We start from the raw sequence: 11419 nt of genomic DNA, 5'->3' as shown, positions 1-11419 counted from the left end.
TCTTTCCCTGCTTTCCGGACTCTGGCGGTCCACTCCGCTGCCGTTCGCCTTAGGCGGCCTGCGCGCTGCTCGCAACCTGCTTCAGGCCGAAATCGTAGTTGAGATGGAAATAGTCGCTGTCCACCATGCGACCATCAGGCGCACTGCCGGCCGGATGACGGACGAACTCGCGGATCAGGCTGTCCTTGACGCCGAACACCACGTCGCTGTCGAGGTATCGATCGCCGGCGACGAACACGTGTGTCACGAGCTGTTCGAAGCCTGGCGCGGAGATCATGAAATGCACATGCGCCGGACGCCAGGGATGTCGGCCCTGGGCCTCCAGCATCTCTCCGACGGGGCCATCATGCGGGATCGGGTAGGCGGCGGGCTTGATCGACCAGAAATGGAAACGGCCGTTCTGGTCGGTGTGGAAGCGCGCGCGCATCGCGAGATCGCCGATCTTGTCGAGCTGCTGCACGTCGTAATAGCCGTCGTCGTCGGAATGCCAGACATCGACCACGGCGCCCGCGAGCGGCCGGCCGTCCACGGCCGAGACGGTGCCTGTGACCAGCATCGGATCGCCTTCCATGGTGCCGGAGATGTCCTCGCCGCTGGCCTTCTCCGGGGCGGCCTGCACGAAGAACGGGCCGAGCACCGTGGTCTCGGTCGCGCCCTCCGGCACGGGATGGTTGATGGCGTCGACCAGCATGGAAACGCCGAGCGTATCCGACAGCAGGATGAACTCCTGGCGCTTGTCGTCGCACATGTGGCCGGTGCGGGTGAGGAAGTCGATGCCGTATTCCCATTCCTTCTGGGTCGGCCGCACCTCGCGCACGAAGGCATGAAGGTGGCGCACCAGCGCCTCGCTCACCTGCTTGATCCGCGGATCGGTGGCGTCCTTGATCCGCTCCAACACCGCGTCGGTGATCGTGTTCTCGTTGAAGTTACGCAACATTGCCTCCGTCGATCAGAGTTTCGGTTCGCCAAGCCCGGACAGCCGTTCCAGATGCTTGACGGTCGCGATGAAGTCGGTCTCGCCATCGCCCTGCGCGACCAGTGAGCCATAGGTCTCGCGCACCTGCGCTGCGAGCTGGAGTGGCACACCGACGGCATGACCGGCGCCGAGGATGAGATCGAGGTCCTTGGCCATCTGCTTGCAGGAGAAGCTGGACTCGAAATCGCGTGTCCTGAGCGGCGCGGTCTTGTACTTCACCATGGGCGAAGCGACCGCGCTGTCGTCGAGCACCTTCAGAATGTCCTGCCAGGCGATGCCACCCTTTCGAGCGAGCGCGAGGCTCTCGGCCATCATGGCCGCCGACACCGCAATCATCAGGTTGACCGCGAGCTTTGCGTAGCGTGCTTCTTCGCCGGGCCCGAGATAGGTCTGCGCGCGGGTGAACGCTGCGAACAGCGGTCTTGTGGCCTCGAAGGCGTCCTTTGGCCCTGAGACGAAGCAGCTCAGCGCGCCCGTGTGAACGATGCTCGCATTGCCGGAGACCGGCGCGCGCAGATAGGTAATGCCGCGGGCTTTTGCGGCGGCGTCGACCTCGGCGGAGGCTTCTGCGCTGACCGTGCTGGTTTCAATGAGAATGGAGTTCGGCGCCATCACGCCGATGATGCCGCCTGCACCGAGCATGACGGCGTGCAGCACTGCGTCATCGGGAAGCGAGGTGATGACCGCGGTTCGGCCCCTGACGGCTTCGGCGGCGGATTCCGCAATCGACAGGCCTTGTTCGCGTGCGGCGGCGATCCGCGCCGCGCTCTGGTCGAACGCGGTCACGGCGTAACCAGCCTTGGCGACGAGCACCGACATCGGCAGACCCATCTTGCCGATGCCGATGAAAGCAATGTTTTTCGAAGCGTCTGTCATTCTTGTCGTCCGTTGGCGCCTCAGGCGGCGCGTCCCTGTCGTTCGATGTCCTGCACCAGCCGCCGCCCGGATCGTGCGAGCAGCTCCTTCTTGGTCTCCAGCCCGTCAGCCAGCAGCCGGCCGTTCCATTTCTTCCAGACGCCACCGATCATGACGGCCTCGATGTTGGCGAGGCTCGTCTGCATCACGACGGTGGCGACCGGATCGTGCACCGGGACGAGGTTGAGATCGGAGGCATCGATGATGACGAGGTCGGCAAGTTTGCCGGGCGTCAGCGAGCCGATCTGGCCGTCGCGGCCGAGCATGCGGGCGCCCTCCAGCGTGATCCAGCGCAGCGCTTCGCGCACAGGGATCGTCGTCGTCGCGGGAATGGTGCCGTGGCTCTTGCGGGTCTCGGCGTTATCGAGCGCCCGCTGCATCGACAGCGCGATGCGCGCAGCGGAGAAGAGATCGCCGGCCAGCACGGATTCGAGGTCGATTCCGATCGTGGGGCGGACGCCGCGCTGCAGCAGCCGTCCTGTGATCGGAAAGCCGTGGCCCTGGATCATCTCGTTCTCGGGCGTCACCGAGAAGGAGACGCCGAGATCGACGAGGCGGGTCAGTAGATCATCGGGCAGGTCGTTGCCGTGGACGATATTGACGTTGGGGCCGACGAGACCTGCCTCGACCAGCTTCTCCCAGCCGCCCGGCGTCTTGGCCGGACCGCCGCCCTGGTGCATCGAGGCGATCAGGCCAGCCCCCCGCGCCAGGCGGAAATCATGCATGGCGACGTCGAGCGTCGAATAGTGCGGGCCCAGGATGGCAAGTCCGAGCGTGACGAGGCCGTCACGATCGGCGAGGGGACCCGCCAGCAACCGCTCGACCTCGCGGCGCGGATGCGGGATCTCCGAGAAATGCGGCTCGCCCGGCTTGGGCTCAAGCTTCGGCGAGCCGTGGAAGAAAGCGGCGCGGATGCCGCTCTCGATCAGGCCGCGCACGGCGGCGTCGGTATGGTCAGGCGTCGGATTGTTGTGGCACCAGTCGACCAGCGTTGTGGTGCCTTGATTGATCTGGTTCAGCGCGCCGACGAGGGTCGCGATGTAGATGTCTTCGGGCCGGAACACCGTCGCCAGCCCCGCATGCATGCGGCTGAAATACTCGAGCAGCGTCCAGTTGGCGGCAAAACCGCGCAATGCCGTCTGCCAGGTGTGCATATGCGCGTTGATCAGCCCGGGGATGACGATACGCCTGGTGCCGTCGACGATCTCGGTCTCGGCTGTGCCGCTGCCGAGGTCGATATTCGGACGCACCTCGACGATCCGGTTGTCCTCGACCAGCACATCGCCGATGCGGAGATCGCCGATCGCATCATCCATGCTGATGATGGTTGCCGATTTGATCAGCGTGCGCCGCATCGCTTCAAGCCGCCGCTTGGGTTGCTGCCGGCGGCTCGCCGGCCCAGGCGCGCGCGATCAGGTCGCGGATGGCGTTGCGCTCGAGGGGGCGCGGATTCCAGTAGGCGTTGGTGACTGCGAGGTCGGCCGCCTTGTCGATGCCGCCCTCCGGCATGCCGATGTCGCGCAGCGCCAGCTTTGCATTCAGCCGCTTCGCGAGGTCGTACAGTCCCCGCGATGCATCGGCGGCGCCGATCGCGCGCGAGATGCGCGTCATCGCATCGGGCACGGCGGGCGCGTTGTAGGCCAGCGCATGCGGCAGCACGATGGTGTGGGTCTCAGCGTGCGGCAGGTCGAACGTGCCGCCGAGCGTGTGGCAGAGCTTGTGATGCAAGGCCATGCCGACGGTACCGAGACAGACGCCGCAGAGCCAGGCGCCATAGAGCGCCTCGGTGCGGGCCTCGCGGTCGTCACTCCTCGCGGCAATGGCGGGGAGGGCACGGGCGAGGGCACGGATGCCTTCTTCCGCCATCAGCGAGGTCACGGGATTGGTGTCGCGCGCGTAAAGCGCTTCGACCGCATGTGCGATCGCGTTGATGCCGGAGGTCGCGGCAAGCCCGACCGGCAGCGTCAAGGTCAGGTCGACATCGTAGATCACCGTCTCGGGTAGTACGGCCGCATCGCGCACCGTGGTCTTGAGGCCATTCTCGGTCTGGCCGACGATCGGCGTCATCTCCGAGCCGGCATAGGTGGTGGGGATGCAGAGCTGGTTGACGCCGGTGCGCAGCGCCAGCGCTTTGCCGAGGCCGGTGGTCGAGCCGCCGCCGAGCGAGACGACGCAGTCGGCCTCGCAGGCCTTCATCGCCGCGAGCGCCTGCGCGGTGACCTCGACCGGGGTGTGCATGGTGGCGCCGGCAAAGAGGCCGGCATAGAGCGGGCCGAGTGCAGCGCCGAGGACCTTGCCTTGCGCCTCCTGCTGCGGCGTCGTCAGCACCAGTGCCCGCTTGCCGCCCAGCCGCTCGACCTCGGCCTTGGCCGCCGCAACCGTTCCGCTGCCGAACACGACGCGGCAGGGGAGGTTTTCGAAGGTGAACGAACCGATCATGCACCGGTCTCTTTGATGGGATAATCGACCTGGAAGCGGCCGATCCGCAAGTCGCCGAGCTCCTGGCGTACGCGCAGGTGCTCCGGATGGGTTGCATAGGCCTGGAGCGCGGCCTGGTCGGCGAATTCGGAGAACAGCACGACGTCGCAGGCGTAGTCGACATCGCTGACGTCGAGGCCGACCTCGATATGGGTGAGGCCGTCGATCCGGCCCCGCAGGCCCTCGAACAGGGTTTTGACCTTGAGCCGGGCCGCGGAGCGCTCCGCAGGCGTCTCCCCGCGTAGCCGCCACATCACGATGTGCCTGATCGGGCCCGACATTTCCTGATTTCCTCGCCACTAATATTGCTTATTGGAGCTATTTTGCCTTGCAGAAATCGGAAATAAAGGCCAAAAATCGTAAGTCTCTTTTCCGATTTGTGCAAAAATGGACCGCCTTCTCCAGCTCGAGGTCTTCTCCAAAACGGCCGAACTCGGCAGCCTTTCCAAGGCCGCAGAGACGCTGCGAATGTCAAACGCGGCGGCAAGCCGGCATCTCAGCGCGCTGGAGGAGCGGCTCGCGGTCCGGCTGATCGAGCGGAACACGCGCCGGCAATGGCTGACGGAAGCAGGGCAAGAGCTTCTGCAACGATGCAGCACACTGCTGAACGAGCTCGCGGAAGCAGAAGACGCCGTCTCGGACCGCGCGCTGTCGCCGAAGGGCATGCTGCGGGTCACGAGCTCGCTGTCGTTCGCGATGATCTATCTGGCGCCGATGCTGCCGGCGTTCCGCGCGCTCTATCCAAAACTCAGCGTGCAGATCATCGCCGCCAATCGCTATCCCGATTTCATCGAAGCGGGCATCGACGTCGCGATCCGCACAAGGGAGCATGAGCCCGACTCCAACATCATCGTCCGCCGCATCGGCCAGATGCGACGCGTGCTGGCGGCGGCACCCTCCTATTTCGCAAGGCAGGGGCAGCCGCAGCATCCGGCGGATCTCGCCCGCCACGACATGCTGATCTACAACCTCGCCAACGATCCCTATTCGCTGCGGCTCAGCAAGGGCAATGCGGCCCAGACCATCCGCATTGCGCCGACGCTCGACAGCAATGACGGCCAGGTGATCCGCGGCGCGGCGCTCGCAGGCCTCGGCATCCTGATCCAGCCGCTCTATATCGTGCAGGGCGATATTTCCTCAGGCCAGCTCGTGCCGCTATTGATGGACTGGGAGCTGCCCTTGCTCACCATGAACATCGCCTACCAGAACCGCGTCAGGCTGCCCGCCAAGATCCGGGTGTTTTCCGACTTCCTGGTCAATCACATCCGCGAGCATTCGCAGCCGGGGATCTGGATTGACGCGAAGGAGCGCGTCCCCGAGTCGTTCGGCGCAGTATAAAACGCGATAAGCTGTGTGTCGCGCGTTCGCGCGCAAGCAAGTGGCGCCGGCTCGGCGCCACTCCTTTCGACAACACGTACTGATCAGAATGTGCAGCCCAAAGCTGTGAGCGAGGCCTTCGTCGTATCCATGGTCTGCTTGCAAGTCGATTCCATGGTCGCCTTCGTCGACGGATTCTTGGACAGGTCGATCCACGTCTTGCGCATCTGGTCGATCTGCGACTTGTAAGTCGCGCGCTGCTCCGCGGGGACCTTGGAAGCAACGCAGCTGTCGTATTTGGTCAGGAACTCGTCGCAGACGGCGATTCCGGTGCTCTGCGCGTGGGCCGACGTGACGCCCGCGAGCATGGCGAGGCCTGTGATGCCTGGCAATATTCGTCGCCAGTTCGCGCTCGAACCCGCCGCGGCCTTTGATGCTGCTTGACACATATCTCTAACTTCCTTGTCACAACTGAGTAACGTCGAACGCCGGCAGGCGCCCGACTTCGCCTCATCTCCCCGATCGATGCGCCATCGTCTCGCACCGGTAAATGGTCGGCGCTGCGGACGCTGAGTAGCTTGAGCGATGAGTCGTCAGAGGCGAGACCGGGCACTATCGCGCCGGCGCCGAACGAATGTTCCGTCAATCCGGCGAGATTGTGGGTGATGACGCAATGACAACTGCGCGGGGCGCGACATAGTGTGGCGAGCCGCGACAACGCAAGTGCCGCAGCAAAGGAGCTGGCACCCGACGCGAGAAGTGCGCACGTCTGCGGCTAGCGCGCTCGCGGGGACGCCAGCAACTGACTGGCCAGTGCTGCGCCGAGACCTGCGATGGCTGCCATCGCAAGCGCCCAGACGACGAAGAGCCGATGACCGATCAGCGCGCCGCTGAGGAGCGGCGCTGTGATGTTGGCGCCCGACATCAGCGACTGGTTGAGGCCCATAATCATGCCCTGGCGGTTGATCGCGGTGCTGCGCGACAGCTCCGCCGTCAGCGTGCTGCGCGCGAACATGGTGCCGATGATGATCAGCGTCAAGAATAGTGCGAGCAGGCTGTTGCCGTTTCCGATCGCAAGGCCGGCAAATCCGAGCGCCATGCAGGCGAATGCGAGGAGGACGATCCCGCGGTCGGATACGAAGTGGTTCGCGCGCGTGATCAGCAGGCCCTGGACGACCATGTTGATGAACCCGGCGTAGGCGAACACCCAGCCGAGCTCGCGCGCGCCGAAGGGGTGTCCGTCCCATGAGAAACGCGCCGACAGGAACAGGCCGATCTGCGACAGGAACATCGAGTTGACGAAGAAAAACACGATCAGGAGACCGAGCAGACGCCAGGCATGACGCATTCCGACGATCGCGCGCGTCACCTCCGCATCGGGAACGCGGTGATGATAGAGCGGCTCGGAAGCGGGGTGGTCGGGCGGCAGCAGGGCGACGGTTGCCAAAATGCTGATGAGCGATAGTGCCGCGGCGGCCCACACCGGCGCAGTGTCACCGTAATGCACGAGGAAGCCGGAGAGTGCAGGGCCCAGCAGCAGTCCCGTTCCGATCGCTCCGCTGGTCATCCCGAGCGCCTGCTTGCGCGTCGATGGCGCGCTGTGCTCGGCCGCATAGGCATGCGCCACCGAAATATTTCCCGAGGTCAGACCGTCGATGATCCGGGCGAGAAAGACCACGGTCAGGTTGGTTGCGAGCGCGAGCAGAACGAAACCGACGAACGTGCCGATCTGGCTGACGAGCAGAACCTTGCGGCGGCCATAGCGATCCGAGAGCATGCCCACCACCGGTCCGGCGATGAGCTGGCAGACGGCGTAGGCCGAGATCAGCATGCCCAGCATGAACGGTGTTGCACCGAGCCGCTGCGAGTAGAACGGCAGCAGGGGCAGGATGATCCCCAATCCCGTGGCATCCACGGCCACCACGACGAAGGTCGGGACAAGCGACAGGGTGCCGGCGCCGTGCAGCGCCTGGCCTGCGTCCGTCGTGGAACCCGCGTTCATGATGCGTCGATCTCGTTCGCTTTCCCGTGATTGCTCGAAATATCCTCACCTATATAGTTGTCAGCTAATAGTTTGCGTCCTATCTAATTTGCATGGCTCCCTCGCAGGCTCATATCCATGCCGAGATCGCCCGGCTCGTCACGCGCCTGGGCCGCATCTGGCGCCGCGAGTCGGACCAGGCGCTGTCCAATTACGGCCTGTCCTATGCGACCGCGATTCCGCTCCTGCTGCTGTCGCGGCAGGGAACTTCAGTGCGCCAGGGCGTGCTCGCCGACGAATTGGGGATCGAGGGACCTTCGTTGGTGCGGCTGATCGATCTGCTCGAGGCCGAGGGACTCGTGGAACGCCGCGAGGATCCGACCGACCGGCGTGCCAAAACGCTACACCTTACGGCAACAGGCAAAGCCAAGGTTGAGGAAACCAACCGCATTCTGCGCCGCGTGCGGGCGAACCTCCTCAAGGATATCGGAGCGGAGGAACTTGCGATAACCTTCGCGACGCTCCAGCGCATCGAGCAGCGCGCCAGCCGCCTGCATGACGCGAAGACTGGTTCAGAGGCGAAATAGTCATGCGCGCTGATGAGCCCTTCCTGGTCCGCCACGCGGACCTCATCTTCGCCTTGAAGACGTTCGCGGCGTCGATGCTGGCACTCGTCATCGCGTTATGGATGGACCTGCCGCGGCCCTATTGGGCGATGGCAACCGTCTACATCACCTCGCAGCCGCTCGCCGGCGCGACCAGCTCGAAGGCGTTCTTCCGTGTGATCGGGACGCTCGTCGGGGCCACGGCGACGGTGGCTATGGTGCCCAATCTCGTCGACGCGCCGGAACTGCTCTGCCTCGCAATCGCGCTTTGGGTCGGTCTCTGCCTTTATGTCTCGCTGCTCGACGGCACGCCGCGCAGCTATCTCTTCATGCTGGCCGGCTACACGGTTGCGTTGATCGGCTTTCCTTCTGTCTCCGACCCCGGAAACATCTTTGACACTGCGATTGCGCGCGTGGAGGAGATCTCGCTCGGCATCATCTGTGCGAGCCTGGTCTCGACCCTCGTTTTTCCCCGCAGCGTCGCGCCGGCCGTCGCTGCGCGCGTCGACCACTGGCTGAGGGACGCGCGCCGCCTGAGCCACGACACATTGCTCGGTCGCGGCCCCGACGAAGCACGCCGCACGCTCCGACTGCGCCTTGCCACCGACATCGTCGAGATCGATACGCTTGCGGTCCATCTCGGCTATGACCGCCTTGCGGACGTCGAGGCCGTCTCTGGCCTGCGTGAAATCCGGTTGCGGATGTTGATGCTCTTGCCGGTGATCGCCTCGATCGAGGATCGGCTGGACGCGCTTGGCGAACGGGGTCTCAAGGCGCAGCCCGAGCTGAACCGCCTGCTTGCGGATATCGGCACCTGGGTCTCGGAGGACGCGCGGCGGCCGGCTGGGCCGATCCGCGCCACGATCGAGGCGCGGCAGGCCGCGCTCGACGGCAACGCCTCCTGGGAGCGGATCATCACGACCAGCCTCCTGTCGCGATTGCGCGAGCTCGTCGATCTCTCCTGTGACTGCCGCGCGCTGAGCGAGGCGATCGCCGCCGGCCGCAGGATTTCCACGGTCGATCTCGTCTTCCATCCCGAGGCTGGGGCTGCGGCCGTGCGTCATCGCGACCGCGGCCTCGCGCTATGGTCGGCGGCCGGTGCCGTCGTCGCTATTCTCATCTGCTGCGCCTTCTGGATCGGGACCGGCTGGCCGGACGGCGCCTCGGCGCCGATGATGGCAGCTGTCGCCTGTTGCTTCTTCGCCGCGCAAGACGATCCCGCGCGCTTCATCCGCAGCTTTGGCCTGTGGTCGCTGGTCGCGATCGTGGTCGTTGCGATTTATCTGTTCGCGGTGGTGCCCGCGATCTCCCATATCGAGGTCCTGATCGTCGCGCTGGCACCGACCTTCCTGATCTACGGTCTCTTGATCGGGCGGCCGGCCACGGCCGGCGCCGGCTCGGCGCTCGCGGTGAACACGGCGACGCTGCTCGCATTACAGTCGACCTACAGCGCGGAGTTTGGCGCTTACGCCAATTCGGCTATTGCCTTCTTCACCGGCATCGTCGTCGCCGAGGTCGTGACCAGGATCGCGCGCGGGGTGGGGGCGGAGTGGGTCGCCAAGCGCCTGGTGCTGTCGAGCTGGAAGACTTTGGCGGTCGCCGCCGAGCGTCGCGGCAAGCACGACCGCGCGGAGTTCGCAGGTCTGATGCTGCACCGGATGGGACTGCTCGTGCAGCGTATCGCCTTCGTCTCGGAGGCCGACCGTCGCGACACAGAGAGCCTGGCGCAGCTTCGCATCGGGCTCAACATCATACACCTTAGGCGGGCACGCTACGGCCTCGCCGCATCCACGCTCTTCGTTCTCGACGACATGCTGGATCAGCTCGCCGCCGCATTTCGCCGCTATGCCGGCGGAGGCATGCCGCCCGAGCTGCTCGCGCGCATCGACGCTGCGCTCGCTGCGGCCGTCGAGGATCCCAACCCGCAGGCTCGGGAGGACGCGCTGCTTGGGCTCGTCGGCATCCGGCGCGGACTGTTTCCGGGGGCGCCGGCCTATCGTCCGCAGCGAGGGGAGAGCTTTGCGGCATGAGGTACGAGATCGACATCTACGGCGTGCTGGTTCCGGCGCTGCTGTTGTGGCTCATCGTGGCCTTTGCGCTCAGCGCTCTCTTGCGCAGGCTGATGCAGCGGTTCGGCCTCTACCGGCTGGTCTGGCATCGGGCGCTGTTCAACTTCGCGCTGTTCGTCTGCATTCTCGGCGGCGTCGTGTATCTTTCGGAGTTTCTGCCATGAAGGGGAGTTTCGCCTGGCTCGGACGGGTTGCCTTGACGGTGCTTGTCGTCGTTGCGGCGATCGCCGTCGGTCGCGGCCTTTGGGCCTACTACATGGAGGCGCCGTGGACGCGCGACGGGCGCGTCCGTGCCGACGTTGTCCAGGTTGCGCCCGACGTGTCGGGCTTCGTCACGGAGGTTCTGGTCAAGGACAACCAGAAGGTCCATCGCGGTGACGTCCTGTTCCGCATCGATCGGGAACGCTTTGCGCTGGCGCTGCAACAGGCCGACGCCGCGCTTGCCGGCCATCGTGCGACGCTCGATCAGGCCAATGCCGACCTGAAGCGCTACAGCGCGCTCACCACCGACGCGGTCTCGCAGCAGAAGCAGGAGCAGGTGCTCGCCACGCAGTTGCAGGCTAAGGCGGCCTACGATCAGGCGGTCGCCGACCGCGCGTTGGCCCAGCTCAATCTCGATCGTAGCGACGTGCGCGCCTCGGTGAACGGCATTATCACCAACATGGACCTGCGGCCGGGTGCCTATGTGACGGCCGGCAAGGGCGTGATGGCGCTGGTCGACAGCGACACGCTGCATGTCGAAGGCTATTTCGAGGAGACCAAGCTCGCGCGCATCCGCATCGGCGACAAGGTGCAGGTTCGCCTGATGGGCGATCCGGTGAAGCTCACCGGCCATGTCGAAAGCATCGCCGCCGGCATCGAGGATCGCGACCGCGCCGCGGGCGCGAATTTGCTCGCCAACGTCAACCCGACCTTCAGCTGGGTACGCCTGGCGCAGCGCGTTCCCGTGCGGATCGCGCTCGACCAGATTCCCGACAACATCGCCCTGGTCGCCGGCCGCTCGGCGACCGTCGAGGTGCTGAACTAGCTACCAGGTTGCGGCAAGGGCCTTCTGCATACCGGCCGTCCGCCGCGGAGG

12 protein-coding genes are annotated in these 11419 nt (G+C 65.3%); 5 read left to right on the top strand and 7 right to left on the bottom strand.

Translation table 11 applies throughout. The features are described from left to right. Positions 1-49: 49 nt before the first annotated feature. From QQL28_RS14030 to QQL28_RS14010, 5 genes are read right to left on the bottom strand one after another with little or no spacing between them, the layout of a single operon-like run. Positions 50-934, bottom strand: coding sequence for an intradiol ring-cleavage dioxygenase (locus QQL28_RS14030; RefSeq protein WP_284265951.1), 885 nt, complete (start codon positions 932-934; stop codon positions 50-52). A 15-nt stretch (positions 935-949) separates the two neighbouring features. Then, positions 950-1852, bottom strand: a complete 903-nt coding sequence (locus QQL28_RS14025; RefSeq protein WP_284265949.1) for an NAD(P)-dependent oxidoreductase — start codon at positions 1850-1852, stop codon at positions 950-952. Positions 1853-1872: 20 nt separating this feature from the next. Then, the gene (locus QQL28_RS14020; RefSeq protein ID WP_284265947.1) at positions 1873-3246 is read right to left on the bottom strand and encodes an amidohydrolase family protein; all 1374 of its coding nucleotides are present in this window, start codon (positions 3244-3246) and stop codon (positions 1873-1875) included. 4 nt (positions 3247-3250) lie between these two features. Beyond that, positions 3251-4330: a maleylacetate reductase gene (locus QQL28_RS14015; protein WP_284265946.1), complete on the bottom strand. Its 1080-nt coding sequence runs from the start codon at positions 4328-4330 to the stop codon at positions 3251-3253. Further along, the gene (locus QQL28_RS14010) at positions 4327-4650 is read right to left on the bottom strand and encodes a Dabb family protein (protein WP_284265944.1); all 324 of its coding nucleotides are present in this window, start codon (positions 4648-4650) and stop codon (positions 4327-4329) included. Before QQL28_RS14010 ends, QQL28_RS14015 begins: the two co-directional genes overlap by 4 nt. A gap of 106 nt (positions 4651-4756) precedes the next feature. On the opposite strand from QQL28_RS14010, the gene QQL28_RS14005 reads away from it, so the two are divergent. Beyond that, positions 4757-5707, top strand: coding sequence for a LysR family transcriptional regulator (locus QQL28_RS14005; RefSeq protein WP_284265942.1), 951 nt, complete (start codon positions 4757-4759; stop codon positions 5705-5707). A gap of 83 nt (positions 5708-5790) precedes the next feature. Here QQL28_RS14005 and QQL28_RS14000 read toward each other — a convergent pair whose 3' ends face one another. Together QQL28_RS14000 and QQL28_RS13995 are read right to left on the bottom strand one after the other, a co-directional pair. Further along, positions 5791-6078, bottom strand: coding sequence for a hypothetical protein (locus QQL28_RS14000; protein WP_284265941.1), 288 nt, complete (start codon positions 6076-6078; stop codon positions 5791-5793). Positions 6079-6461: 383 nt separating this feature from the next. Continuing rightward, positions 6462-7688 (bottom strand): MFS transporter, encoded by a 1227-nt coding sequence (locus QQL28_RS13995; RefSeq protein WP_284265939.1) that lies wholly within the window; start codon positions 7686-7688, stop codon positions 6462-6464. 92 nt (positions 7689-7780) lie between these two features. Between QQL28_RS13995 and QQL28_RS13990 the strand changes: the two genes are divergently transcribed. The 4 genes from QQL28_RS13990 to QQL28_RS13975 are packed head-to-tail and all read left to right on the top strand — an operon-like array spanning position 7781 to position 11368. Continuing rightward, positions 7781-8254 (top strand): MarR family winged helix-turn-helix transcriptional regulator, encoded by a 474-nt coding sequence (locus QQL28_RS13990; RefSeq protein ID WP_284265937.1) that lies wholly within the window; start codon positions 7781-7783, stop codon positions 8252-8254. Positions 8255-8256: 2 nt separating this feature from the next. After that, positions 8257-10302 (top strand): FUSC family protein, encoded by a 2046-nt coding sequence (locus QQL28_RS13985; RefSeq protein WP_284265935.1) that lies wholly within the window; start codon positions 8257-8259, stop codon positions 10300-10302. Next, positions 10299-10505 carry a DUF1656 domain-containing protein gene (locus tag QQL28_RS13980; protein ID WP_254094511.1) on the top strand — a complete coding sequence of 69 codons (207 nt, stop codon included), beginning with the start codon at positions 10299-10301 and terminating at the stop codon, positions 10503-10505. Before QQL28_RS13985 ends, QQL28_RS13980 begins: the two co-directional genes overlap by 4 nt. Beyond that, positions 10502-11368 (top strand): efflux RND transporter periplasmic adaptor subunit, encoded by an 867-nt coding sequence (locus QQL28_RS13975; RefSeq protein ID WP_284265930.1) that lies wholly within the window; start codon positions 10502-10504, stop codon positions 11366-11368. The genes QQL28_RS13980 and QQL28_RS13975 overlap by 4 nt, the downstream gene beginning before the upstream one ends. Positions 11369-11419 lie beyond the last annotated feature (51 nt).

The sequence above is a fragment of the Bradyrhizobium iriomotense genome, from assembly GCF_030160715.1.
Taxonomy (GTDB): Bacteria; Pseudomonadota; Alphaproteobacteria; order Rhizobiales; family Xanthobacteraceae; genus Bradyrhizobium; species Bradyrhizobium iriomotense.
This window is presented reverse-complemented; position numbering and strand designations above follow the sequence as displayed.

Excerpts from the sequence above, each read along its gene's own strand:
- QQL28_RS14025 (WP_284265949.1), bottom strand. The coding sequence starts at position 1,852 with ATGACAGACGCTTCGAAAAACATTGCTTTCATCGGCATCGGCAAGATG.
- QQL28_RS14020 (WP_284265947.1), bottom strand. The coding sequence starts at position 3,246 with ATGCGGCGCACGCTGATCAAATCGGCAACCATCATCAGCATGGATGAT.
- QQL28_RS14015 (WP_284265946.1), bottom strand. The coding sequence starts at position 4,330 with ATGATCGGTTCGTTCACCTTCGAAAACCTCCCCTGCCGCGTCGTGTTC.
- QQL28_RS14010 (WP_284265944.1), bottom strand. The coding sequence starts at position 4,650 with ATGTCGGGCCCGATCAGGCACATCGTGATGTGGCGGCTACGCGGGGAG.
- QQL28_RS14005 (WP_284265942.1), top strand. The coding sequence starts at position 4,757 with ATGGACCGCCTTCTCCAGCTCGAGGTCTTCTCCAAAACGGCCGAACTC.
- QQL28_RS13995 (WP_284265939.1), bottom strand. The coding sequence starts at position 7,688 with ATGAACGCGGGTTCCACGACGGACGCAGGCCAGGCGCTGCACGGCGCC.
- QQL28_RS13990 (WP_284265937.1), top strand. The coding sequence starts at position 7,781 with ATGGCTCCCTCGCAGGCTCATATCCATGCCGAGATCGCCCGGCTCGTC.
- QQL28_RS13985 (WP_284265935.1), top strand. The coding sequence starts at position 8,257 with ATGCGCGCTGATGAGCCCTTCCTGGTCCGCCACGCGGACCTCATCTTC.
- QQL28_RS13980 (WP_254094511.1), top strand. The coding sequence starts at position 10,299 with ATGAGGTACGAGATCGACATCTACGGCGTGCTGGTTCCGGCGCTGCTG.
- QQL28_RS13975 (WP_284265930.1), top strand. The coding sequence starts at position 10,502 with ATGAAGGGGAGTTTCGCCTGGCTCGGACGGGTTGCCTTGACGGTGCTT.